Below are 24,011 nucleotides of genomic sequence, written 5' to 3'. Positions count from 1 at the left end.
GCCGGGGCGAAGAAAAGCTCTTCGGGAGAAGCATAGGCCGAGGTACGGGGCTTGACCCCGGCGGTGGTACTGACAAGCGGTATCGGCATTACGTCCGGTGGCGCTTCTTGGCGCAACGCTCCCGGCGGTGCTTGTCGAATAGCTCGGCCGCGGCGAACGTGCGGTGACACCGGGAGCAGTGCGCTTGCGCGAGCCCTGTCCAGGTCTTCTTGCATCCGCCGCAGGTGAACGTGTTGCTCAAGACCGATCCTCGTGTGCGAAGCGCGCCCACCGCGCTGCGCGTTAGGCGTAGGTGTGCGCTACTGCAAAACCCCTCCGGCGCCACCGCGATGGCGTCGGAGAGGTCCTGCATTTTTGCCGACGTCGTGATGCTGTCAGCGTTCGGTTGCGTTGAGCAGCTGGATCGCCGCGATGACGTTCGGGTCGCAGTCTGCGCCGTCCTCTGCCACTTGGGTCTTGAGCTGCGAACACATCCGCGGGTCCCAGAACTGGCGTATGTGGTTGGCGATCGAGGCGGCGGCTGCGCGGGGCGGGTAGTGCCGGAACTGGGCCGCGATGTCGTCGGCCAGCTTCATCACCGGTGAGGTGCTCACCTCTCAACTCCTTCGTCTGACGATGCGGCATGGGCGGTCGCTTCCGACGAAACACCGTTGGCGGCACGTGACCCGAGCATGACTTGGACCGCGGTGACCTTGTACTCCGGGCAGTTGGTCGCCCAGTCGGAATTGTCGGTGGTGACCACGTTCGCGCCGCTGAGCGGGTAGTGGAAGGTGGTGTAAACGACCCCGGTGGGCATGCGGTCCGAGATCACCGCGCGCAGCATGGTTTCCCCGGTCCTGCTGGTGATCGTCACCTCGCTGCCGTCGTCGATGCCTCGCACCTCGGCGTCGTGGGGGTGGATCTCCAACACGTCCTCCTTGTGCCAGTGGACGTTGTGGGTGCGCCGCGTCTGGGCGCCCACGTTGTACTGGCTCAGGATCCGGCCGGTGGTCAGGATCAGCGGGAACTTGCGGGTGGAGCGCTCGTTGGTCGGAACGAACGTCGTGGTGATGAACTTGCCCTTACCGCGCACGAACTCGTCGACGTGCATGATCGGGGTTCCCTCAGGAGCCTCGGTGTTGCAGGGCCATTGCACGCTGCCGAGCTTGTCGAGCTTCTCGAAGGAAACCCCGGTGAACGTCGGTGTGAGCGAGGCGATCTCCTCCATGATCTCACTCGGGTCGTCATAGGACATGTCGTATCCCATGGCCTGCGCGATCTCGCACGGGATTTGCCACTCGTGCTTACCCGTCATGGGGGCCATCACCGGCCGGACCCGGTTGATGCGTCGCTCGGCGTTGGTGAAGGTGCCGTCCTTCTCCAGGAACGACGTGCCGGGCAGGAACACGTGGGCCAGCTTCGCGGTTTCGTTGATGAACAGGTCCTGCACCACGAGGAGGTCGAGGGAACGCAGCGCTGCGTCGACGTGGCCGGTGTTCGGGTCGGACTGCGCGATGTCCTCGCCCTGGACGTAAAGCCCGCGGAAGGACCCGTCGAGGGCGGAATCGAACATGTTCGGGATCCGCAGGCCGGGCTCGGGGATCAGCGGTCGTTGCCACAGGTTCTCGAAGACTTCCCGCACGGCGTCGTCGGAGACGTGCCGGTATCCGGGCAGCTCGTGCGGGAACGAGCCCATGTCGCACGAGCCCTGCACGTTGTTCTGCCCGCGCAGCGGGTTCACACCGACACCGTCCCGCCCGATGTTGCCGGTGGCCATGGCGAGGTTGGCCATGCCCATCACCATCGTCGAGCCCTGGCTGTGCTCGGTGACACCCAGCCCGTAGTAGATCGCAGCGTTGCCTCCCGTGGCGTACATCCGGGCAACGGCGCGCACGTCCTGCGCGGGAATCCCGGTGATCTCCTCGGTGGCCTCCGGACTGTTCTGGGGTTGGGCGATGAACTCCGCCCACGCTTCGAAGTCCTCGCAGCGTGCGTCCACGAATTCGCGGTCGACCAGGTCTTCGGTGACCACCACGTGGGCCAGCGCGTTGACCAGGGCGACGTTGGTGCCGGGGGCGACGGGCAGGTGGTACTCCGCCTCGATGTGGGGAGACCGGACAAGGTCGATGCGGCGTGGGTCGATGACCACCAGCTTGGCGCCCTCGCGCAGCCGTCGCTTCATCCGGGAGGCGAACACCGGGTGCCCGTCGGTCGGGTTCGCGCCGATCACCACGATGACGTCCGACTTGGCCACTGACCGGAAGTCCTGGGTACCGGCGGACTCGCCGAACGTCTGCTTCAGGCCGTAGCCGGTGGGGGAGTGGCACACCCGCGCGCAGGTGTCGACGTTGTTGTTGCCGAACGCCGCGCGCACCATCTTCTGCACCACGTAGACGTCTTCGTTGGTGCAGCGGGAAGAGGTGATGCCGCCGATAGCGCCCGGGCCGTGGCTGGACTGGATCTCGCGCATCTTGTCGGCGACGTAGGTGATCGCGGTGTCCCAGTCGACCTCGCGCCACTCGTCGGTGATCTTCTCGCGGATCATGGGGCTCAGCACCCGGTCGGGGTGCGTGGCGTAGCCGAACGCGAACCGGCCCTTGACGCAGGCGTGGCCCTCGTTGGCGCCGCCGTCCTTGTCCGGAACCATCCGGACGAGCTCGTCGCCGCGCAGCTCGGCCTTGAAAGAGCACCCCACGCCGCAGTAGGCGCAGGTGGTCTTCACCGTGCGGTTGGGAATCCCCAGGTCCACCACCGACTTCTCTTGCAAGGTCGACGTCGGGCAGGCCGCGACGCACGCACCGCAGGACACGCATTCGGAGTCGGCGAACAATTCGCCCGCTCCGGCAGACACCTTGGACTCGAACCCGCGCCCTTCGATGGTGAGCGCGAACGTTCCCTGGACCTCGCCGCACGCGCGAACGCAGCGGGAGCAGGAGATGCACTTCGAGGGGTCGAAGTCGAAGTAGGGGTTGCTGTGGTCGATCTCGAGGTCGAGGTGGTTCGCGCCCTCGTAGCCGTAGCGCACCTGCCGCAGCCCGACCACACCCGCCATGTCCTGCAGCTCGCAGTCGCCGTTGGCCGGGCAGGTCAGGCAGTCCAGCGGGTGGTCGGAGATGTAGAGCTCCATCACTCCCTGGCGCAGCTTCTCCAGCTTCGAGCTCTGGGTGCGCACCTGCATACCGGCGGCGACCGGCGTGGTGCACGAGGCCGGCGTGCCTCGGCGTCCGTCGATCTCGACCAGGCACAACCTGCAGGACCCGAACGCGTCGAGGCTGTCGGTCGCGCACAGCTTCGGAATTTCGACGCCGGCCAGCGCTGCGGCCCGCAGCACCGATGTTCCCTCCGGCACGGTCACCGGAAGGCCATCGACCTCGACCGCAACTGGTGGTGCTCCCTCCGGCGGAGCGGGGGTGCCGAGATCAGGTTCCTTGAACAGCGTCATCGCGCCTCCTCCTGGTGCACTTCGCGTTTCTGGGTGAAGTCCTCGGGGAAGTGGGACAGCGCGCTCTTCACGGGGTTGGGCGTCAGTCCGCCCATCGCGCACAGCGAGCCCTCGGTCATCAGGTCGCAGAGGTCGTTGAGGAGCCCGAGGTTGCCGTCGGTGTCCTCGCCGTTGATGATCTTGTCGATGGTCTCGACCCCGCGCACCGACCCGACTCTGCAGGGAGTGCACTTGCCGCAGGACTCCTCGGCGCAGAACTCCATCGCGAACCGTGCCATCGCGGCCATGTCGGCGGTGTCGTCGAAGACCACGATGCCGCCGTGGCCCAGCATCGCATCGGCCGCGTCGAAGGCTTCGTAGTCGGTTGGGAGGTCGAGTTGCGATCCGGGGAGATAGGGCCCGAGCGGTCCACCCACTTGTACGGCTCGCACAGGTCTGCCGGAACGGGTCCCGCCGCCGTACTCATGGACCAGGTCGGCCAGGGAGATGCCGAATGCGGTCTCGAAGGCCCCGCCCCGCGCGATGTTTCCTGCCAGTTGGAACACCTGCGTGCCACGCGAGCGCTCCACGCCCAGCGCGGCGTACGCCTCGCCGCCCTGGGCCAGAATCGTCGGCACGCTGGCCAGGGTCAGCACGTTGTTCACCACGGTGGGCTTGCCGAAAAGCCCCGTGATCGCGGGGATCGGTGGCTTGGGGCGTACCATGCCGCGCTTGCCCTCGAGGCTGTCCAGCATCGAGGTCTCCTCGCCGCAGATGTAGGCACCGCCGCCGATCCGGAGGTGGATGTCGAAGCTGAACCCGGACCCCAGGACGTCGTCCCCGAGCCAGCCTTCGTCCCGGGCGATCTCGATCGCCGCTCTGATTGCCGTGGCAGCGTCCGGGTATTCCGAACGCAGGTAGATGTAGCCCTCCCGGGCCCCGACGGCGTATGCCGCGATCGCCATGCCCTCGAGGAGGCAGAACGGGTCGCCCTCCATCACCATCCGGTCGGCGAAGGTGCCGCCGTCGCCTTCGTCGGCGTTGCAGCAGACGAACTTCAGCTCTCCCTCGGTTTCGGACACGGTCTTCCATTTGATGCCGGCGGGGAATCCCGCGCCGCCGCGGCCGCGCAGGCCTGACTCGGTGACTTCGGCGATGACGTCGGCCGGGTCCAGCTCAAGCGCCCGCTGGAGACCAGCGAGACCTCCGTGACCGAGGTAGTCGTTGGGCGACAGCGGATCCGTGACGCCGACTCGTGCCAAGCACAGCCGCTGCTGATCGCGCATCCACGGCAGTTCCTCGACCAGCCCGAGGTAGAGGTCGTGGCCTGCTCCTTCGAGCATTCCGGACCTCACGAGTTCGTCGACGTCGTCTGCGCGGACGGGCCCGTACCCCACCCTCCCGCCTTCGGTCGCGACTTCGACCAGCGGCTCGAGCCAGAGCATTCCGCGAGTTCCGTTGCGCACGAGTTTGATGTGCTGACCGGCGGCCGCAGCCGCGCGTTCGAGGGCGTCCGCTACGTCGTCGGCGCCGACTGACTTGGCCGCCGAATCGTGGGGAACGTAGACGGTGATCACGAGGCATCCCTCCGTGCGATGGCGAGCACTCGGTCAGGGGTGAGCCGTCCGTGCAGCCGGCCGTTGATCTGCGCGGCGGGGCTGAGGGCGCAGTTGCCCAGACAGAACACCTGGTCGAGCGTGACCGAGCCATCGGGCGAGGTCTCGCCCGTCTTGGCGGCGAGGGCAGTCTCCACCTGGGCAACGAGGTCTTCGGCACCCATCGACTTGCAGGCTTCCGAACGGCAGATCCGGACAAGCGCCCTGCCGTGCGGCTCCGAATGGAAGTCCCGGTAGAAGGTGGCGACGCCGTGCACGTCGGCTCGGGACAGGTTCATCTCCGCCGCTACTAGCGGGACCACCTCAGGGTCGAGGCACCCCAGGCGTTCCTGGATCTCCTGCAGAACTACCAGGAGTGGACCTCGTTCGTGCCGATGCGCGTCCACAACGGACCGGACCACGTCCGGCAGGTCCACGGTTGCTCGACTCATGAGAGCTCCACGTGTGCTCGTAGGTGCGTTAGTTCGGACGTCCAGTGCCAGCCGGTTCCACCAGAACGATGACGATTGGTGAACAGTGCGCGCCGGATGCGTTGGGCTCGGCTGCCCAGCAGGCGAGGAGCTGGTTTGGGTGTGTTTGCGACCACACCAGAGACGTAGGTCACGCCCATCCCCCTGAGGGGTGAAGTGCGGGCTGGGTTACCGATCGGGTACCGCCTGTTTCCACTTCCTCGTGCGGGCTGTGGGTGCAGCCGCAGGACGTTGCCGCGCGACGCGTCAGTGCGCTGGCTCACACCGGAGCTCACCGCGCAGGGGGATGAGGCCGGGCGGCGTCTTTGATGTGCTCGCACAGGCACGCTGACTCGGAATTGAGACCGTCGCAAGCTCCCAGGGTGCTGACACCCACCGGACATCCGAGCAGTCAGGGCCAAGGAGCAGAAAATGACCGATCCGACACTTGCACGCGCGAGCCTGTTCCAAGGCATTGAGCCGGCCGCGGCCGAAGCGTTGATGCGGTCGCTGGAACCGTCTGAGTTCCGGCGAGACGAGGTGGTCTTCGCCGAGGGCGAGCCCGGTGACCGGCTTTACATCGTTCAATCCGGCAAGGTCAAGCTGGGATGTAGGTCCCCGGACGGCAGGGTGAACCTGCTGGAGTTGATGGGCCCGTCGGACATGTTCGGAGAGCTGTCCCTCTTCGACCCGGGGCCGCGGACTTCGACCGCGATTGCGGTCACCGAGGTGCGCGCGCTGACCATGGACCGCGCCGTGCTGCGGCAGTGGATCGGCAGCCGCCCAGAGATCGCCGAGCAGTTGCTGCGGGTGGTGGCGCGCAGGCTGCGCCGCACCAACGGCATGCTCGCGGACCTGATCTTCACTGACGTGCCCGGCCGGGTCGCCAAGGCGCTGCTGCAGTTCGCGCAGCGCTTCGGCAGCCAGGAGGCGGGTTTGCTGCAGGTCACCCACGACCTGAGGCAGGTGGAGATCGCGCAGTACGTCGGTGCTTCGCGGGAGACGGTGAACAAGGCGCTGGCCGACTTCGCGCACCGCGGCTGGCTGCGGCTCGAGGGCAAGAGCGTGCTCATCATCGATCCGCATCGCCTGGCCCGACGCGCCCGCTGAACGAGTGCTCGCCTCACCCCTGAACTCCCCCCGGAGGGTGATCATGCGGGCCCGGAAGCGGAAATACGTTCACTGAACAGACGCGGACTCCGAGTCTCATCGCGTTACCCCCTGTCGTGCGCAACGACAGCCAGCGCGGTCAGAGCAAACCGCTGCACTGCCGGCGCTCGTCCGGTCAGCACCTGCTTCGACGCGCGTGTCGAGTTCGGCGTCGAGATCGACGACTTCCCGGCGACCACCGTTTCGAGGAGCTGACCGTGTCCTTCCCGACCGACCTGCAGATCGCCCGCGGCGCGTCCCTGAAGCCCATTGAGGGTGTTGCTGAGCAGATGGGCCTAGGGCCGCACCTGATCGAGCCCTATGGCCGAGACGTCGTCAAGATCCGGCTGGAGGCCATCGACGAGCTGGCCGACCGTCCGAAGGCCAAGTACGTCGTGGTCTCCGCAGTCACCCCGACCCCGCTGGGGGAGGGCAAGACCACTACCACGGTGGGCCTCGCGCAGGCGATGAAGCACATCGGGCGGCAGGCAGTGGTGGCCGTCCGGCAGCCCTCCATGGGGCCGACGTTCGGCATCAAGGGCGGCGCCGCGGGTGGTGGCTACGCCCAGGTCGTGCCGATGGAGACCCTCAACCTGCACCTGACCGGGGACTTCCACGCGGTCACCGCCGCCCACAACATGCTCTCGGCTTTGGTGGACAACCACCTGCACCAGGGCAATCCCACGGGCCTGGACCCGCACAGCATCATCTGGCGGCGCGTGCTCGACGTCAACGACCGCGCGCTGCGCAACGTGATCGTCGGCTTGGGCACGCACGTGGACGGCGAACCACGGCAGACCGGCTTCGACATCACCGCGGCATCCGAGGTGATGGCGATCTTCGCGCTGGCCCGCTCCGTGCAGGACATGCGCGAGAGATTCGCGCGCGTCGTGGTCGGCTACACCGCCGCCGGCGACCCGGTCACCGCCGAGGACATCGGTGGCGCAGGTGCGATGGCCGTGATCATGCGGGAGGCGTTGAAGCCGAACCTGCTGCAGACCCTGGAGAACACGCCCGTGCTGGTGCACGCCGGACCGTTCGGCAACATCGCGCACGGCAACTCATCCGTCGTCGCCGACCTCGTCGGCATCCGCGGCGGGGACTACCTCATCACCGAGGCCGGGTTCGGCGCCGACATGGGGGCGGAGCGCTTCTTCAACATCAAGTGCCGGGCCTCGGGGCTGACGCCGGATGCCGCGGTCGTGGTGGCCACCGTGCGCGCGCTCAAGGCGCACTCCGGCCGGTTCACGATCGCCCCGGGCAAGCCGCTGCCGCCGGAACTGCTAGCGGAGAGCCCGGACGACGTGCACGCGGGCGCGGCGAACCTGCGCAAGCAGATCGAGAACATCCGGCTGCACGGCGTCTCCCCGGTCGTGGCGATCAACGCCTTCCCGGAGGACCACGCCAGCGAGCACGAGGCGATCCGGCAGATCGCCGAGTCGATCGGCGCGCGGGCCGCGGTGTGCACCCACTTCGCCGATGGGGGCAAGGGTGCCACCGAGCTCGCCGAGGCCGTTGCCGAAGCCGCTGAGGAACCGTCGAATTTCAGGTTGCTCTACCCGGACTCGGCCTCTCTGCGGGAGAAGATCGAGACCGTGGCGACCGAGGTCTACGGTGCCGAGGGCGTCGACTACGACCGCAAGGCGGCCCGCGAGCTCGACCGCCACGAGCGCAACGGTTTCGGCAATCTCCCGGTGTGCATCGCCAAGACGCACCTGTCGATCTCGTCGGACTCCTCGCTGAAGGGCGCACCAACGGGCTGGCGGCTGCCGGTGCGCGAGGTCCGCACCTCCGTTGGCGCCGGGTTCATCTACCCGATCTGCGGCGACATGCGCACGATGCCCGGACTCGGCGCGACCCCGTCCGCCCACTCGATCGACATTGACGCGGATGGCGAGATCGAGGGCTTGTCCTGACTCACCTGCGGTGCACCCCCGAACTCCCCCTGGCGGGTGATCACGCGGGTCCACCAGCAGAAATAGGTTCACCAGACAACGTGGAATCTTAGGAAGGCGGGTGACATGGCCACCGGAGTGACCCATCTGTTCGTACCCGGTCCGACGAACGTTCCCGATGTGGTGCGGCGGGCGATGAACGTCCCGATGCAGGACCACCGGGCTCCGGACTTCCCCGACCTCGTGAACGGGCTGCTCGCCGACCTGAGGACGCTGCTGCGCTGCCGCACCGGTCGGGTGTTCCTCTACCCGTCGTCCGGGAGCGGCGCGTGGGAGGCGGCGATCACCAACACGCTGAGCCCCGGCGACCGGGTGTTGATGTCGCGGTTCGGGCAGTTCTCGCACCTGTGGGTGGACATGGCCGAGCGGCTCGGGCTGGACGTCGTGTGCGTCGACGTCGAGTGGGGCGCGGGCGTGCCGGTCGATGAGTACGAACGCCAGTTGGCGGCGGAGCCGGACATCAAGGCGGTGTTCGTCACCCACAACGAGACCGCCACGGGCGTCACCTCCGACGTCGCCGCTGTCCGGCGCGCTATGGACGCCGCGGGTTCGGACGCCTTGCTGTTCGTCGACGGCGTCTCCTCCATCGCCTCGATCGACTTCCGGCAGGACGAGTGGGGAGTGGACCTCGCTGTCACCGGCTCGCAGAAGGGCCTGATGCTCCCGCCCGGACTGTCGATCCTCGGTGTGAGCGACAAGGCGCTGGCGGCGTCGGCCGTGGCGGGCATGAAGCGCTGCTACTTCAGCTTCGAGGACATGATCGCCACCAACGACCTGGGTTACTTCCCCTACACCCCGCCGGTTCCACTGCTGCATGGCCTGCGCGCATCGCTGGACCTGCTCTTCGACGAGGGCCTGGACGCGGTGTTCGACCGACACCACCACCTGGCCGAGGGTGTCCGGCGCGGGGTGGCCGCGCTCGGCCTGGAGCTGTGCGCGACGGCGCCCGAGTGGTATTCCGACACAGTCTCCGCGATCCGCGTCCCGGAGGGTGTGGACGGTGTGCAGGTCTGCCGTATCGCATACGACCGGTACCGGACGTCGTTCGGCGGGGGCCTCGCGCGACTCGCGGGTCATGTTTTCCGGATCGGGCACCTCGGCGACCTCAACGAGGTGTCGTGCCTGGCCGCGCTCGCCGCGGCCGAGATGGCGCTGGCCGACGCCGGCGCGGACGTCGCTTTCGGCGTGGGCGTCGCCGCCGCTCAGGAGTACTACTGCAGCGCCCACCCGGCTGCCGAGCGGTCGGTCGAGCTGTCCTACGCCGCCCCTCGCTGACCCACCGCGCGCCCAGAGGAGTCCCATGAGCCACACCCTGTACCCGATGCGTCGGAACCGGCTGCACCGCAGCGAGCTCGCCGTTCCCGGCTCCAACATGACGTTCATCGAGAAGGCCGCGACGAGCACCGCCGACGTGGTGTTCCTCGACCTGGAGGATGCGGTGGCGCCTCCGGAGAAGGAGCAAGCCCGCAAGAACGTGATCAGCGGTCTCACCGAGATCGACTGGGCCGGGCTGGGCAAAACGGTCTCGGTGCGGATCAACGGCCTGGACACCCCGTACATGTACCGCGATGTCGTCGATGTCGTGGAGCAGGCGGGCGACCGGCTGCACACCATCCTGGTTCCGAAGGTCGGAGTGCCGGCAGACCTGTACGTGGTCGAGACCCTGCTCGACCAGATCGAGCAGGCCCTCGGCTTCGCCACGCGCGTGGGCACCGAGGCTCTGATCGAGACCGCGCTGGGCATGGCGAACGTCGAGGCGATCGCGGCGAGCGGAGGGCGGCTGGAAGCCCTGCACTTCGGGGTCGCCGACTACGCCGCGAGCAACCGGGCGCGCACGGTGACGATCGGCGGGCTCAACCCCGCCTACCCGGGCGACCAGTGGCACTTCGCTCTCTCCCGGATGACAGTCGCCTGCCGGGCCTACGGGCTGCGGGCCGTCGACGGGCCGTTCGGCGACTTCTCCGACCCCGACGGCTACCTAGCGGGTGCCGGACGCGCGGCCGCACTCGGCTGCGAGGGAAAGTGGGCGATCCACCCGAGCCAGGTCGAGCTGGCGAACGAGGTGTTCACGCCGCCGGAGTCCGAGGTCAAACGGGCTCGACGGATCGTCGCCGAGCTGCGGCGGGCTGAGGCCGAGGGCCGAGGAGCGGCGGCGGTGGACGGGAAGATGATCGACGCCGCCTCGGAGCGCATGGCCCGCAACGTGATCGCGCTCGACGACGCGATTCGCGACACGGCGTCCAGGCGGGGGTGAGGGGAGCGCAATGGACATCCACGAGTACCAGGCCAAGGAGATCCTGGCGCGGTTCGGCGTGCCGGTGCCGCGCGGCGGGCTCGCCAACAGTCCGGAACAAGCCGCCTACCGGTCCGACGAGATCGGGGGAGAAGCTTGGGTTGTCAAGGCCCAAGTGCATTCCGGTGGTCGCGGCGAGGCCGGCGGCGTGTCGCTGTGCCACTCGGACCGGGACGTGGCCCGCGCGGCAGGCGGACTGCTCGGCAAGCGACTGGTCACGCGGCAGGCGCCCGCGGGCAAGCTGGTCTCGCAGGTGTACGTCGAGGAGGCCGCGGAGATCGACCGCGAGCTGTACTTCGCCATCTTGCTGGACCGGGCGAGCGAACAGGTCGTCATCATCGCCTCCGCCGACGGCGGGGTCGACGTCGAGCACCTCGCGGCGACCGCTCCGGAAGCAGTGGTGCGGGTGCCGGTCGAGCCGGCGGTCGGGTTCCTGGAGTTCCAGGCGCGTGAGATCGCGCTCGCAGTCGGACTCCCCGCCGGGCAGATCACCCCGGCGTCCCGGATCTTCCGGGCCGCCTACCGCGCTTTCCGGGATCTCGACGCCACCCTGCTGGAGATCAACCCGCTCGTCATCACGCACGACGGTGACCTCGTGGCCGCGGACGCGAAGATGTCGTTCGACGACAACGCGATCTTCCGCAGCCCGGGGATCGCGGAATTGCGCGACCCCAGCCAGGAGGACCCGCGCGAGCGGCATGCGGCCGACCACGGGCTGTCCTACGTGGGGCTCACCGGCAACATTGGCTGCATCATCAACGGCGCCGGGCTTGCGATGGCCACAATGGACATGATCAAGCTGGCGGGCGGCGAGCCCGCGAACTTCCTCGACATCGGCGGCGGCGCGTCCCCGGATCGCGTGCTGACCGCGTTTCGCGCGGTCCTCCAGGACGGCAACGTCGAGGCCGTGCTGGTCAACATCTTCGCGGGCATCAACCGATGCGATTGGGTGGCGGAGGGCGTGCTGAAGGCCTTCGCCAAGGCCAACGTCAAGGTGCCGGTGGTGGCAAGGCTTTCCGGGACCAACGTCGAGCAAGGCCGCAGGATCCTCTCCCATTCGGGGTTGCCGATCACCGTCGCCGACACCCTGGCGGAAGCGGCGGAGAACGTGGTGGCGGCCTCCGCGGCCGGTCGACCGGCCGCGGAGCGAGTGACGGGCGGAGGGCTTCGATGAGCATCCTGATCGACGGCGACACCCGGGTGATCGTGCAGGGCATCACCGGCCGGATCGGCGCGTTCCACACCGAGGAGATGATCGCCAACGGTACGAACATCGTCGGCGGCGTGACGCCCGGCAAAGCCGGCCAGACGATTTTCGGCAAGCGGATCTTCAGCACGGTCAAGGATGCGGTCCACTTCCAGAAGGCCACCGCGTCGATCGTGTTCGCGCCGCCGGCGTTCGCAGCTGACGCGATCATGGAGGCGGCCGATGCGGGCATTGGCTACTGCGTCTGCATCACTGACGGTATTCCCGCGCAGGACATGATGCGGGTGAAGCGCTACATGCGGCGTTACCGGATGAGCTCGCGGATGCGGCTCACCGGCCCGAACTGCGCGGGCACCATCTCGCCGGGCAAGGCGCTGCTGGGCATCATGCCCGGTCACATCTACCTGCCTGGCCGAGTCGGGGTGATCAGCCGTTCCGGAACGCTCAGCTATGAGGCCGCGGCGCAGCTCAGCGCGCTGCGCATCGGAGTCTCGACGTCGGTCGGCATCGGCGGCGACCCGATCAACGGCTCCTCGTTCCGCGATCACCTCGACCTCTTCGAGGACGACGACGAGACCGATGCCGTGCTGATGATCGGCGAGATCGGCGGTCCCCAAGAAGCCGAGGGCGCGGCTTTCGTCCGCTCGCGAATGACCAAACCGGTCATCGGATACGTGGCCGGGATGACCGCGCCGCCCGGACGCACCATGGGCCATGCCGGGGCGATCGTGTCCGGCGAGGGGGAATCCGCGCGGGAGAAGACGGCGATCATGACCGCTGCGGGCATCACGATGGCGCCTGACCCGTCCAGCATGGGTACCACCGTGGCGAAAGTGCTGCAGCAGCACGGACTGCTCGAGCTCGCCACCGTCTGAGATCAGGAGATCCCATGTCCCAACCGGTGTCCGAGGGCCCCGTGGTCGTCGTCACCCGCCGCTGGCCCGCCGAGGTGGAGGAGGAACTGCGTAGGCATTTCCCCCGCGTCCGGCTCAACGTCGACGACCAGCCGCTGGGCCCAGAGGGGCTGCGCCGGGCGCTGGCCGAAGCCGACGTCGTGCTCCCCACCGTCACCGACCCACTCCCGGCCGACCTTTTCGGTGGGGAGGTTCGATGCCGGTTCCTCGGCAACTACGGCGTCGGGTTCAACCACATCGACCTCCAGGCAGCAGCCTGCGCCGGCGTCGTCGTCACCAACACACCCGGCGTCCTCACCGACGCGACGGCAGACCTCGCGGTCACGTTGATGCTGATGGTGGCGCGCCGCGCGGGGGAGGGGGAGCGCGAACTGCGGCGTGGCGACTGGACCGGCTGGCGACCCACGCACCTCGTCGGCACCGAGTTGACGGGCAAGACGCTCGGCGTCGTCGGCATGGGCAGGATCGGCACCGCGGTGGCGCAGCGCGGCCACTTCGGTTTCGACATGCCCGTCGTCTACTGCGACAGCGGCGACGGGCCTGCCGATCTCGGCTGGGCGCGACGCGTCGACACCGTGCAGGAGGTGTTCGAGACCGCGGACGTCGTCTCGTTGCACCTGCCCGGCGGTGGCGCGAACACGCACCTCGTGGACTCCGGGCTGCTGGCGCGAATGAGACCGGGCGCGATCCTCGTCAACACCGCCCGTGGCGACGTGGTGGACACACGGGCGCTGATCGACGCGTGCGCGTCTGGTGCGCTCGCCGGCGCGGGCCTCGACGTGTACGAGCGTGAGCCCGATGTTCCCGAGGAACTGCGCAAGCTCGACAACGTGGTCCTGCTGCCCCACCTCGGCAGCGCTACCCGCGAGGCCCGGATCGGGATGGGAATGCTCGTGCTGGACAACCTTCAGGCGTTCTTGGACGGCCGGGAGCCGCCCCACCGGATCGCCTGATGTGGTACGGCCAGCGCCGCTGCCACTGCTGGTCATGAGGAGGAGAAGAACGTTGCCCGCAACGATAATCGATGGCAAGGCCGCGGCGGCGGAGCTGCGTCAGCGCATCTCGCACGACGTCGCGCAGCTGCCCGAGCCGCCCGGTCTGGCCACGGTGCTGGTCGGGGATGACCCGGCGTCAGCGGTCTACGTCGCGAGCAAGCGCAGGCAGTGCGTGCAGGCCGGGATGCGCGACCTGCACCGGCACCTGCCTGCGGACATCGGGGCGGCCGAGCTCGCAGCGGTGGTCGACGACCTGAATGCCGATCCGGCGGTTACCGGGATCTTGCTCCAACTCCCTCTCCCGCGCCACCTGGACGCCGCGAATTTGATCGCCCGCATCGACCCCGACAAGGACGTCGACGGGCTCACCATCGCCAGTGTCGGCCGGCTCGCGCTCGGCGCGCCGGGCCTGCGCCCGTGCACCCCCGCCGGCGTCATCGCCCTGCTCGACCGGGCAGGCGTGCGGCTGGAGGGCGCGGAGGCGGTGGTGGTCGGACGTTCGCACCTGGTCGGCAAGCCGATGGCGCAGCTCCTGCTCGAACGCAACGCCACGGTGACCGTCTGCCACTCCCGCACCCGCGACCTGGCTACCGCCTGCCGACGCGCAGACGTGCTCATCGCCGCGGCCGGCCTGCCCCGGATGATCGGTCCGGACCACGTCAAGCCCGGCGCGACTGTTATCGACGTCGGGATCCACCGCACCGACGCGGGTCTGTGCGGGGACGTCGACACCGCAACCGTCGCCGAGGTGGCCGGCGCGATCACACCAGTGCCAGGCGGCGTCGGTCCGATGACGATCGCGATGCTGCTGAGCAACACCGTCACCGCGGCGCGCTTCGCCGATCGGAAGAACGCGGCCGTTTGAGGGCACGACGCGCCGCCGAGACGACACAGGAAGAAGCGAATGGACATTGGCGTGCTGAAGGAGTCGCGTCCGGGCGAAACTCGGGTGGCGGCAACACCGGCGACCGTGGTTCAGCTGCTGAAGCTCGGCTACGGGGTGGTTGTTGAGCCAGGTGCGGGCGTGGCATCGGCGTTCCCGGACGAAGCCTACATCGAGGCCGGGGCACGGCTGGGTGAGCCTCTCGCGGCCGATGTCGTCTTCGGTGTGAACGCGCCGTTGAAGGAGCAGCTGGACCGCCTGCGCGAGGGTGCCACGCTGATCAGCTTGCTGAGCCCAGCGCTGGACCCCGACCTGGTCGCGGATCTGGAGAATCGGCCGATCACGGCGATGGCGATGGACGCGGTTCCTCGGATCTCGCGGGCGCAGTCGTTGGATGTGCTGTCCTCGATGGCCAACATCGCCGGCTACCGCGCGGTCGTGGAGGCGGCGCACGAGTTCGGGCGGTTCTTCACCGGCCAGGTGACCGCAGCGGGAAAAGTCGCGCCGGCGAAGGTGCTGGTGGCAGGGGCCGGTGTGGCGGGGTTGGCCGCGATCGGCGCCGCGGGAAGTCTGGGGGCGATCGTGCGCGCCACCGACCCGCGCCCCGAGGTCGCCGACCAGGTGAAGTCGCTCGGTGGCGAGTACCTCGCGATCGAGTCGCCCGAAGCCGAGGCCAGCGCTACCGGTTACGCCAAGGAGATGGACGAGGCCTACCAGGCGCGCGAGGCGCAGATGTACGCCGAGCAGACCCGCGATGTTGACATCGTGATCACCACTGCGCTCATCCCCGGCAAGCCGGCACCGCGACTGATCACCGAGGCAATGGTGGCCGGCATGAAACCCGGCAGTGTGATCGTGGACATGGCTGCCTCGACCGGCGGCAACGTCGAAGGGACCGTCGCCGGTGAGAAGGTCGTGACCGGCAACGGTGTCACCATCATCGGCTACACCGACCTGGCCGGTCGGCTCCCGTCCCAGGCCTCTCAGCTCTACGGCACCAACCTGGTGAACCTGATGAAGCTGATGACACCGGATGGGGACGGCCGACTGGTGCTCGACTTCGACGACGTGGTCCAACGTTCGATGACCGTCGTGCGAAACGGAGAAGTGACCTGGCCGCCCCCGCCGGTGCATGTCTCGGCGACCCCTGCGCCGGAGCCGGAGCCCACACCGGAGCCCGTGGAGGATCCGGTGCGACAGCCCATGTCCGCGGGCAAGCGACTCGGCATCGTCACGGCCGCGGCGGCCGTCCTGTTGAGCCTGGTAGCGATCTCGCCTGAGGCGCTGCAGGCGCACCTCACGGTGTTCGCGCTCGCGATCGTGATCGGCTACTACGTGATCGGGCACGTGCACCACGCGCTGCACACACCTCTCATGTCGGTGACGAACGCGATCTCGGGAATCATCGTGATCGGCGCAGTGCTGCAGATTGGTCACGGGGATGCCGCGATCACGGTGCTCTCGACCGCGGCGATCCTGCTCGCCAGCATCAACATCTTCGGTGGCTTCGCGGTGACCCGCCGCATGCTCGCCATGTTCTCCCGGTCCTGAGTACCTGCTCCCGGGCTTGCGTTGTGCAGCGGTGCAGATTGCTCGTGTGGGCTGCCGCTCAGGACAAGGACCAAACCAGTTCAGGAACAAGCTCTGACGGAGCGCTGATCACATGATTTCGGTGGGAACCACCGCGCAGGCGGCGTACATCGTCGCTGCCCTGTTGTTCATCCTTGCCTTGGCGGGTCTGTCCAAGCACGAGACGGCCAAGGCCGGCAACGGCTTCGGCATCGCCGGCATGTTAGTCGCGCTGCTCGCGACCTTGGCGCTCGCCGTCGATCGGGGCATCGGGCCGCTCGGTGTCAGTCTGTTGCTGGGCGCTACTGCCGTCGGTGCCGCGATCGGGCTGTGGCGGGCCCGCGTCGTGGAGATGACCGGGATGCCGGAGCTGATCGCGCTGTTGCACAGCTTCGTCGGACTCGCTGCGGTCCTGGTCGGCTGGAACGGTTTCTTCCACGTGGAGCACCACCCCGTCGGCGCCGCCGCCGAGCAGCTGCGCCGGTCGGAGCTGCTGGGCATCCACAGCGCCGAGGTCTTCATCGGCGTGTTCGTCGGAGCGGTCACCTTCACCGGCTCGATCGTGGCGTTCCTGAAGCTGTCAGCGCGGATGAAGTCCGACCCGCTGGTGCTGCCGGGCAAGAACCTGCTCAACGTGGGCGCGCTCGTCGGGTTCGTCGCCCTCACGACCTGGTTCATCCTCGAGCCGCAGCTGTGGTTGCTGATCGTGGTCACCGCGCTCGCTCTGCTGCTGGGCTGGCACCTGGTCGCCTCGATCGGAGGCGGCGACATGCCGGTCGTGGTGTCGATGCTCAACAGCTACTCGGGGTGGGCGGCCGCCGCGTCGGGCTTCCTGCTCGAGAACGACCTCCTGATCATCACTGGCGCGCTTGTCGGCTCCTCGGGTGCCTACCTGTCGTACATCATGTGCAAGGCGATGAACCGGTCCTTCCTCTCGGTGATCGCCGGAGGGTTCGGCGTGGAGGCCGGCCCGGACGGCGACACCGAGTGCGGTGAGCACCGCGAGATCACCGCGGCGGGCGTCGCGGAGCTGCTGGCCCGTGCTGACTCAGTCATCATCACGCCGGGCTACGGCATGGCGGTGGCACAGGCGCAGTACGGCGTCGCCGAGCTCACCCGCAAGCTGCGTGAGAAGGGCGTGGACGTGCGGTTCGGCATCCACCCGGTCGCAGGTCGTCTGCCCGGGCACATGAACGTGCTCTTGGCCGAGGCTAAGGTGCCCTACGACGTTGTCCTCGAGATGGATGAGATCAACGACGACTTCACCGGCACTTCGGTGGTTCTCGTGATCGGCGCGAACGACACGGTTAACCCGGCCGCCACCGAGGATCCCGTCAGCCCGATCGCGGGCATGCCCGTGCTTACGGTGTGGAAGGCCGACAACGTGGTCGTGTTCAAGCGGTCGATGGCCTCCGGGTATGCCGGCGTGCAGAACCCGCTGTTCTTCCGGGCCAACTCAGCGATGCTGTTCGGCGATGCCAAGAAGCGCGTCGAAGACATCCTGCACGCGTTCTGAGCTCGTGCAGGACGTCGCGTTCGAGTGTGGTCTGGGCGTCTTGGCGTGCGGCGAACTGGATGTCGCCAGGGGTGAACAATTTCGCTCTTCCGACTAGCCGTTTTGGATCGACTGTTTCGCGCGGGATCGAGGCGGCGGTGCCAGTTCGCCCGCCGCGCAGGCGGAACCGGCGACACCATCGGGCTGATGCAGTCGAACCGACCGTGCTGAAGGAGGACGGTACCCAGCGAGCGCGCAGAGTTGGTGGCGCAGACCAACGGGCGCTGGTCCTGCGCGTTGAAGCCCGGGGTCAACTTGAGCAGCTCGTTGGCGCCTGTCGTGGAAGTCGCGCACGTGTCAAGACGGCATGGCGTACCTCGCGGCGCATCACGCAACCGGAACGGCCGGCCGCTAGCTCATCTCGCAACAACCGAGTTCGAGCTCGCGCGGTCGAGTTCGAGCTGTCGTTCGATCCTGGCCCACATGCCTTCGTCGTCGGGGACCGCACGACCGTCGTCGAGCGCGGCCCATACCGTGGTGACCACGGATTGCAGCAGCTTGCTGTTGTCGCCATCAACCCGCATGCGAAGAACGGCTTCGGGTGTGAGCTCGACGAGCTGGTCGGGCACCGTGGTGTGCAAGGGCAGTCCGGGGGCGAGCAGACCGGTCAGGTCGGTGGCGACGTACGTCGGGCGTGCGGACGGCGGAGCGAACGCCAGGTCGCGGAGACGGGAGGCGCCGCTCAGCACGAACAGCGAGTCGAGGCCGGCCGAGTTGGCACCCTCGATGTCGGTGTCCAACCGGTCTCCGCACACGAGGGTGTCTGAGTGATCGGTGCCGAGCCGGGTGCGCGCCAGGTCGAACAGGGCCGCGCGCGGCTTGCCGACCACGTGCGGGATTGCGCTGGTCGCGGTCTGCACCGCCGCGACGAGGGCGCCGTTGCCGGGGGCTGGGCCGTGCGCGGTGGGCAGCATGAGGTCGAGGTTCGTCGCCACCCAGGTGGCTCCTGCTTGGACGAGGTATCCGACCGCTGCCAACTCGGCCCAGGTGACGTCGACTCCCAGTCCCTGGACGACCGCCTCGACCTCGGTGCCCTCCAGCTCGGCGACGCGAACCGGGGTCAGTCCGGCTTCGGTGAGCGCCTGTGCGACGCCTGGCCCGCCGACCGCGCACACGGGAGCGCCTCGCTCGAGACGCTCCGACAGGTGCGCAGCGGCGGCCTGGGAGCTGGTGACCACCGACCAGCCCTGCGGTGCGACGCCGAGTTCGTGGAGGTGCTCGCCCACGTTCTCCGGCGAGCGGGATGCGTTGTTGGTCGCGAAGACGACGGGCAGACCGTCCGCCGTCACCTGGTTCAAGGTCTCGACCGCATCGGGGACGGCCGTGGCGCCGCGGTACACCACACCGTCGAGATCGCAGATCAGGCCGCTGTACAGCGTGCTGAGGGGCTCGGTGCCGTGGGAGGTGGTGGTGAGCTCACCCATCATGTGCATCGGTGCTCCTCCGAGGTGAGGTTGGGATTGCCGACCGACGTTATGGGACGCCCGGTGCTGACGAATCACCTGCGGGAATGAGCTCAGGGGTGACCAGCTCGGCAGGGTGACTTCAAGAGGGCTCCCTCCACCTCGGCAACCACCCCCGCGGTCACCCCTCGGGTGGATGTTCGTCGCCGGCCTGGCTGGTGGGCTCGATGCACGCCCCGGTTGTGCTCGACGCACGCCCATGACCCGTCAGGAGTGATGAGATGCTGACCGAGCGCTCGACGCTGACCCAATTCCTCATCGAGGAACGACGACGTCATCCCGGTTCGAGCGGTGAGCTCAATTCGCTGATCCTCGACGTGGCGCTGGCCTGCAAAGCCATCTCCAAGCGCATCGCGTCCGGTGCGCTCACGGGCGTCATCGGCAGTGCGGGTGCGGTCAACGTCCAGGGCGAACAGCAGCAGAAGCTCGACGTCGTGGCCAACGACATCTTCCTGCGCACCAATGAGTGGGGCGGTCATCTCGCCGGGATGGTTTCGGAGGAGTTGGAGGAGCCGCATCCCATCCCGGCTGAGTTTCCCCGTGGCAAGTACCTGCTGACGTTCGACCCGCTTGATGGTTCGTCCAACATCGACGCCAACGTCTCGGTAGGCAGCATCTTCTCGATCCTGCGGGCGGCGGCGCCTGGGGAGGAAGCCCGGGTGGAGGACTTCCTGCAGCCGGGAACGGAGCAGGTGGCTGCCGGATACGCCATCTACGGCCCGTCCACGGTGCTCATGCTCACGGTCGGGACGGGGGTGCACGCCTTCACGCTCGATCCCCACCTCGGCGAGTTCTTCCTGACCCGCCAGGACATCACGGTGCCGGAGAGCACCGCGGAGTACGCCGTGAACACTTCCAACCGCCGCTTCTGGGAGCCGGCGATCAAGCGCTACATCGACGAGTGCCTGCAGGGGGTGTCGGGTCCTCGCGAGAAGGACTTCAACATGCGTTGGGTGGCGTCGCTGGTGGCCGAAGCGCACCGGATCCTCACTCGCGGTGGCGTGTTCATGTATCCGCGGGATTCCAAGAACCCCGAGAAGGCGGGCAGGCTGCGGCTGCTCTACGAAGCGAACCCGATCGCGTTCCTCATCGAGCAGGCCGGCGGCCTGGCCACGACAGGCCGGGAGCGCGTACTCGACGTGAACCCGACCGACCTGCACCAGCGCATCGGGTTCGTCTTCGGCTCACGCGAGGAGGTCGAACGGATCACCCGCTACCACACCGAGCCAACCGAGGAGCTGAGCGAGCCGACGGGGAACTGGAACCCGTTGTACGGGGTGCGCGGCCTGTTCCACGCCATCTGACGTTCTGGAGGATCCATGTCTGCCAAGCACCCCGTCGTCGCGATCACCGGGTCTTCTGGCGCCGGCACCACCTCGGTGATGCGCACTTTCGAGCAGATCTTCCGCCGGGAGGCGGTCGAGGCCGCCTTCGTCGAAGGCGACAGCTTCCACCGCTACGACCGCATGGCCATGAAGGGCGAGATGGCCAGGGCGTTCGCCGAGGGGGACCACACCTTCAGCCATTTCGGCCCCGAGTCCAACCTGTTCGAGGAGTTGGAGACCCTGTTCCGGGAGTACGGGGAGAGCGGCACGGGGAAGGTGCGCAAGTACCTCCACAACGAGGAGGAGGCGGCGCCGTATGCCCAGGAACCGGGGACGTTCACAGCCTGGGAGGACATCCCGGCCGATACGGACCTGCTCTTCTACGAAGGGCTGCACGGCGCGGTGGCCACCGAGAAGGTCGACGTCGCCCAGCACGCCGACCTGTTGATCGGCGTCGTGCCCGTGATCAACCTCGAGTGGATCCAGAAGCTGCAACGGGACAAGGCGAAACGGGGCTACTCGACCGAGGCAGTGACCGAGACGATCCTGCGGCGGATGCACGACTACGTGCACTACATGTGCCCGCAGTTCTCCCGGACTCATGTGAACTTCCAACGGGTTCCGGTGGTCGACACCTCGAACCCGTTCATCGCGCGGACGATTCCCTCACCGGACGAGTCCATGCTCGTCATTCGCTTCGCCGACCCGCGCGGGATCGACTTCCCCTACCTGCTCTCGATGCTGCACGACTCGTTCATGTCGCGCCCGAACACCATCGTCTGCCCCGGCGGGAAGATGGACCTGGCGATGCAGCTGATCTTCACCCCGATGCTCTGGCGGCTCTTCGAGCGTCGCGACAAGGCTCGTTGACCCCTGCCCATCGAGCCATCCGCCACCATTTAAAGGAGGACATCAGTGACTGTTCGCGTAGGAATCAACGGTTTCGGCCGCATCGGCCGCAACTTCTTCCGTGCCGTCCGCGCGCTCAACGCTTCCGGCCGCGCCGACATCGAGATCGTGGGCGTCAACGACCTGACCGACAACGCGTCGCTGGCGCACCTGTTGAAGTTCGACTCGATCCTCGGTCGGCTGGACGCCGAGGTCACCGCCACCGGCGAGGCCATCGTCGTCGGTGGCACATCGATCGCAGCGCTCGCGGAGCGCGACCCGACTGACCTGCCGTGGAAGGACCTCGGCGCCGACATCGTCATCGAGTCGACAGGCTTGTTCACCGATGCCGAGAAGGCCCGCGCACACGTCGACTCCGGTGGCGCGAAGAAGGTGATCATCTCGGCTCCGGCGCGCCACGAGGACGTGACCGTCGTGATGGGCGTGAACGAGCAGGACTACGACCCGGGCGCGCACACGGTGATCTCGAACGCCTCGTGCACCACCAACTGCCTGGCCCCGATGGCCAAGGCGCTGCACGACGGCTTGGGCATCTCCAAGGGCCTGATGACCACGGTGCACGCCTACACGGCCGACCAGAACCTGCAGGACAACATCCACAAAGACCCGCGCCGCGCGCGTGCCGCTGCGTTGAACGTGGTGCCGACCTCGACCGGTGCGGCGAAGGCGATCGGCCTTGTGCTACCGGAGCTGCGGGGCAAGCTGGACGGCTACGCGGTGCGGGTGCCGGTGCCGACCGGCTCGGCGACCGACCTCACCTTCGAGGCCCCCAAGTCGACCTCGGTCGACGAGGTCAACGAGATCGTCAGGGCCGCGGCCGACGGCAGGATCCTCCGGTACTCCACCGATCCGATCGTGTCGTCCGACATCGTCACCGATCCGGCGTCGTGCATCTTCGACGCGCCGCTGACCAAGGTGATCGGCGACCAGGTCAAGGTCGTGGGCTGGTACGACAACGAATGGGGCTACTCCAACCGGCTCGCGGACCTGATCACCCACGTCGGCGAGAGCGTCTGAGCGATGGTGAACTCCCTTGCGGGACTGGGCGACGTCCGCGGCAAGCGGGTGCTCGTCCGGTCCGATCTTAACGTGCCCCTGGAGGGCTCCAGCATCACCGACGACGGGCGAATCCGTGCAGCGGTGCCGACGATCGAGGCGCTCGCCGAGGCAGGTGCCCGGGTCGTGGTGACCGCTCACCTCGGCCGCCCACGGGGCGAGCCCGACTCGGCCTACTCCCTAGCGCCGGTGGCTGCGCGGCTCGCCGAGCTGCTCGGCCGGCCAGTCGCCTTCGCCACCGACACCGTGGGCGAGTCCGCCGCGGCGACGGTCGCGAGGCTGGACGACGGTGATGTGGCGTTGCTGGAGAACGTCCGGTTCAACCCCGGCGAGACCTCCAAGGACGCTGCCGAGCGGGCCGCTTTCGCCGACCAGCTCGCTGCGCTCGCCGATGCCTTCGTCTCCGACGGTTTCGGCGTGGTGCACCGCAAGCAGGCCAGCGTGTTTGACGTCGCGCAGCGGCTCCCGCGCGCGATGGGCGACTTGGTGGCTACCGAGGTCGCCGTGCTGCGGCAGCTGACCGTCGATCCTGAGCGGCCCTTCGCCGTGGTGCTGGGCGGTTCGAAAGTCTCCGACAAGCTCGGTGTCATCGAGAACCTGCTGACCAAGGCCGACAAGCTGCTTATCGGTGGCGGTATGGTCTTCACCTTCCTGGCCGCGCAGGGCCACGAGGTCGGCAGGAGCCTGCTGGAGTCCGACCAGCTCGACACCGTCCGGGGATACCTCGCGCAGGCACGGGCAGCGGGTGTGGAGGTCGTGCTGCCCACCGACGTCGTGATCGACACGGCGTTCCCCGACGGCGGCCGCACCCCCGAGCCCGAGGTCGTGGCCGCCGACGCCATCCCCGCCGACGCGCTCGGCCTGGACATCGGGCCGGAGTCGGCCACGGCGTTTGCGCACGTCCTCGCAGACGCCAGGACGGTCTTCTGGAACGGCCCGATGGGCGTCTTCGAGGTCGCCGAGTTCGCCACCGGCACCCGGGCGGTTGCCGAGGCGCTGACCACAGTGGAGGGCCTGTCCGTCGTCGGCGGCGGCGACTCCGCTGCCGCGGTCCGTGTGCTCGGCTTCGATGAGACGGCCTTCGGGCACATCTCCACCGGTGGCGGCGCGAGCCTCGAATACCTCGAGGCCGGGAACTACCCGGGATCCGGGTTCTCGAGGAGTCTCCGGCAGAGGTCGCGCAACGGTGATGACTTCGGGGCGCGCAGAAGCGGGGGGGGGGGGGCATGAGAACCAGCCCCCCGCTGGGTATGGGGGGGAAAAACCCCGGGGT

The 24,011-nt window shown here is 68.0% G+C and carries 19 protein-coding genes and 1 pseudogene; 14 read left to right on the top strand and 6 right to left on the bottom strand.

What is annotated here, in order from left to right:
• Nucleotides 1-88: 88 nt before the first annotated feature.
• The 5 genes from R4I43_RS34550 to R4I43_RS04595 are packed head-to-tail and all read right to left on the bottom strand — an operon-like array spanning nucleotide 89 to nucleotide 5,432.
• A complete protein-coding gene (locus R4I43_RS34550) occupies nucleotides 89-352 on the bottom strand; it encodes an FDXHR family putative zinc-binding protein (RefSeq protein WP_456115119.1) in 264 nt (87 codons plus the stop codon).
• Nucleotides 353-374: 22 nt separating this feature from the next.
• The gene (locus R4I43_RS04610) at nucleotides 375-593 is read right to left on the bottom strand and encodes a formate dehydrogenase subunit delta (protein WP_324264238.1); all 219 of its coding nucleotides are present in this window, start codon (nucleotides 591-593) and stop codon (nucleotides 375-377) included.
• Nucleotides 590-3,421: a formate dehydrogenase subunit alpha gene (gene fdhF / locus R4I43_RS04605; protein ID WP_324264237.1), complete on the bottom strand. Its 2,832-nt coding sequence runs from the start codon at nucleotides 3,419-3,421 to the stop codon at nucleotides 590-592. Before fdhF ends, R4I43_RS04610 begins: the two co-directional genes overlap by 4 nt.
• Nucleotides 3,418-4,977 carry a formate dehydrogenase beta subunit gene (locus tag R4I43_RS04600; RefSeq protein WP_324264236.1) on the bottom strand — a complete coding sequence of 520 codons (1,560 nt, stop codon included), beginning with the start codon at nucleotides 4,975-4,977 and terminating at the stop codon, nucleotides 3,418-3,420. Before R4I43_RS04600 ends, fdhF begins: the two co-directional genes overlap by 4 nt.
• Nucleotides 4,974-5,432 (bottom strand): NADH-quinone oxidoreductase subunit NuoE family protein, encoded by a 459-nt coding sequence (locus R4I43_RS04595; protein ID WP_324264235.1) that lies wholly within the window; start codon nucleotides 5,430-5,432, stop codon nucleotides 4,974-4,976. The genes R4I43_RS04600 and R4I43_RS04595 overlap by 4 nt, the downstream gene beginning before the upstream one ends.
• Before the next feature lie 465 nt (nucleotides 5,433-5,897).
• Here R4I43_RS04595 and R4I43_RS04590 point away from each other — a divergent pair, with 465 nt between their 5' ends.
• The 10 genes from R4I43_RS04590 to pntB all read left to right on the top strand — a co-directional run bounded on the left by R4I43_RS04590 (nucleotide 5,898) and on the right by pntB (nucleotide 17,946).
• Complete coding sequence (locus R4I43_RS04590; RefSeq protein ID WP_324264234.1) at nucleotides 5,898-6,575, top strand: Crp/Fnr family transcriptional regulator; 678 nt, start codon at nucleotides 5,898-5,900, stop codon at nucleotides 6,573-6,575.
• Nucleotides 6,576-6,832: 257 nt separating this feature from the next.
• Nucleotides 6,833-8,530, top strand: coding sequence for a formate--tetrahydrofolate ligase (locus R4I43_RS04585; RefSeq protein ID WP_324264233.1), 1,698 nt, complete (start codon nucleotides 6,833-6,835; stop codon nucleotides 8,528-8,530).
• A gap of 105 nt (nucleotides 8,531-8,635) precedes the next feature.
• Nucleotides 8,636-9,844, top strand: a complete 1,209-nt coding sequence (locus R4I43_RS04580; protein WP_324264232.1) for an aminotransferase class V-fold PLP-dependent enzyme — start codon at nucleotides 8,636-8,638, stop codon at nucleotides 9,842-9,844.
• A 25-nt stretch (nucleotides 9,845-9,869) separates the two neighbouring features.
• Entirely contained in the window at nucleotides 9,870-10,823 is a 954-nt protein-coding gene (locus R4I43_RS04575; protein WP_132684896.1) for an HpcH/HpaI aldolase/citrate lyase family protein, read from the top strand.
• Between the two features lie 10 nt (nucleotides 10,824-10,833).
• Entirely contained in the window at nucleotides 10,834-12,036 is a 1,203-nt protein-coding gene (locus tag R4I43_RS04570; RefSeq protein WP_324264231.1) for a malate--CoA ligase subunit beta, read from the top strand.
• Entirely contained in the window at nucleotides 12,033-12,944 is a 912-nt protein-coding gene (gene sucD, locus R4I43_RS04565) for a succinate--CoA ligase subunit alpha (protein ID WP_324264230.1), read from the top strand. Before R4I43_RS04570 ends, sucD begins: the two co-directional genes overlap by 4 nt.
• 14 nt (nucleotides 12,945-12,958) lie before the next feature.
• Nucleotides 12,959-13,936 carry a 2-hydroxyacid dehydrogenase gene (locus R4I43_RS04560; RefSeq protein ID WP_324264229.1) on the top strand — a complete coding sequence of 326 codons (978 nt, stop codon included), beginning with the start codon at nucleotides 12,959-12,961 and terminating at the stop codon, nucleotides 13,934-13,936.
• A gap of 52 nt (nucleotides 13,937-13,988) precedes the next feature.
• On the top strand, nucleotides 13,989-14,843 hold the full coding sequence (folD, locus tag R4I43_RS04555) for a bifunctional methylenetetrahydrofolate dehydrogenase/methenyltetrahydrofolate cyclohydrolase FolD (RefSeq protein ID WP_324264228.1): 855 nt from the start codon (nucleotides 13,989-13,991) through the stop codon (nucleotides 14,841-14,843).
• A gap of 39 nt (nucleotides 14,844-14,882) precedes the next feature.
• Nucleotides 14,883-16,412, top strand: coding sequence for a Re/Si-specific NAD(P)(+) transhydrogenase subunit alpha (locus R4I43_RS04550; RefSeq protein ID WP_324264227.1), 1,530 nt, complete (start codon nucleotides 14,883-14,885; stop codon nucleotides 16,410-16,412).
• Between the two features lie 112 nt (nucleotides 16,413-16,524).
• On the top strand, nucleotides 16,525-17,946 hold the full coding sequence (gene pntB, locus R4I43_RS04545; RefSeq protein WP_407691188.1) for a Re/Si-specific NAD(P)(+) transhydrogenase subunit beta: 1,422 nt from the start codon (nucleotides 16,525-16,527) through the stop codon (nucleotides 17,944-17,946).
• Between the two features lie 395 nt (nucleotides 17,947-18,341).
• On the opposite strand, the gene R4I43_RS04540 is transcribed toward pntB, so the two are convergent.
• A complete protein-coding gene (locus R4I43_RS04540; protein WP_324264226.1) occupies nucleotides 18,342-19,418 on the bottom strand; it encodes an HAD-IIA family hydrolase in 1,077 nt (358 codons plus the stop codon).
• 251 nt (nucleotides 19,419-19,669) lie between these two features.
• Between R4I43_RS04540 and R4I43_RS04535 the strand changes: the two genes are divergently transcribed.
• From R4I43_RS04535 to R4I43_RS04520, 4 genes and pseudogenes are all read left to right on the top strand, one after another.
• Nucleotides 19,670-20,752 (top strand): class 1 fructose-bisphosphatase, encoded by a 1,083-nt coding sequence (locus R4I43_RS04535; protein ID WP_324264225.1) that lies wholly within the window; start codon nucleotides 19,670-19,672, stop codon nucleotides 20,750-20,752.
• 15 nt (nucleotides 20,753-20,767) lie between these two features.
• The gene (locus tag R4I43_RS04530) at nucleotides 20,768-21,643 is read left to right on the top strand and encodes a phosphoribulokinase (RefSeq protein WP_324264224.1); all 876 of its coding nucleotides are present in this window, start codon (nucleotides 20,768-20,770) and stop codon (nucleotides 21,641-21,643) included.
• Nucleotides 21,644-21,688: 45 nt separating this feature from the next.
• Nucleotides 21,689-22,699 carry a type I glyceraldehyde-3-phosphate dehydrogenase gene (gene gap / locus R4I43_RS04525; protein WP_324264223.1) on the top strand — a complete coding sequence of 337 codons (1,011 nt, stop codon included), beginning with the start codon at nucleotides 21,689-21,691 and terminating at the stop codon, nucleotides 22,697-22,699.
• Between the two features lie 3 nt (nucleotides 22,700-22,702).
• A pseudogene (locus tag R4I43_RS04520) lies at nucleotides 22,703-23,928 on the top strand (phosphoglycerate kinase).
• Nucleotides 23,929-24,011: the final 83 nt, after the last annotated feature.

Source organism: Saccharopolyspora mangrovi, from assembly GCF_035320975.1.
GTDB classification, from domain to species: Bacteria; Actinomycetota; Actinomycetes; order Mycobacteriales; family Pseudonocardiaceae; genus Saccharopolyspora; species Saccharopolyspora mangrovi.
This window is presented reverse-complemented; position numbering and strand designations above follow the sequence as displayed.

Excerpts from the sequence above, each read along its gene's own strand:
- R4I43_RS34550 (WP_456115119.1), bottom strand. The coding sequence starts at position 352 with ATGCAGGACCTCTCCGACGCCATCGCGGTGGCGCCGGAGGGGTTTTGC.
- fdhF (WP_324264237.1), bottom strand. The coding sequence starts at position 3,421 with ATGACGCTGTTCAAGGAACCTGATCTCGGCACCCCCGCTCCGCCGGAG.
- R4I43_RS04590 (WP_324264234.1), top strand. The coding sequence starts at position 5,898 with ATGACCGATCCGACACTTGCACGCGCGAGCCTGTTCCAAGGCATTGAG.
- R4I43_RS04580 (WP_324264232.1), top strand. The coding sequence starts at position 8,636 with ATGGCCACCGGAGTGACCCATCTGTTCGTACCCGGTCCGACGAACGTT.
- R4I43_RS04575 (WP_132684896.1), top strand. The coding sequence starts at position 9,870 with ATGAGCCACACCCTGTACCCGATGCGTCGGAACCGGCTGCACCGCAGC.
- R4I43_RS04570 (WP_324264231.1), top strand. The coding sequence starts at position 10,834 with ATGGACATCCACGAGTACCAGGCCAAGGAGATCCTGGCGCGGTTCGGC.
- sucD (WP_324264230.1), top strand. The coding sequence starts at position 12,033 with ATGAGCATCCTGATCGACGGCGACACCCGGGTGATCGTGCAGGGCATC.
- R4I43_RS04560 (WP_324264229.1), top strand. The coding sequence starts at position 12,959 with ATGTCCCAACCGGTGTCCGAGGGCCCCGTGGTCGTCGTCACCCGCCGC.
- R4I43_RS04550 (WP_324264227.1), top strand. The coding sequence starts at position 14,883 with ATGGACATTGGCGTGCTGAAGGAGTCGCGTCCGGGCGAAACTCGGGTG.
- pntB (WP_407691188.1), top strand. The coding sequence starts at position 16,525 with ATGATTTCGGTGGGAACCACCGCGCAGGCGGCGTACATCGTCGCTGCC.
- R4I43_RS04540 (WP_324264226.1), bottom strand. The coding sequence starts at position 19,418 with ATGCACATGATGGGTGAGCTCACCACCACCTCCCACGGCACCGAGCCC.
- R4I43_RS04535 (WP_324264225.1), top strand. The coding sequence starts at position 19,670 with ATGCTGACCGAGCGCTCGACGCTGACCCAATTCCTCATCGAGGAACGA.
- R4I43_RS04530 (WP_324264224.1), top strand. The coding sequence starts at position 20,768 with ATGTCTGCCAAGCACCCCGTCGTCGCGATCACCGGGTCTTCTGGCGCC.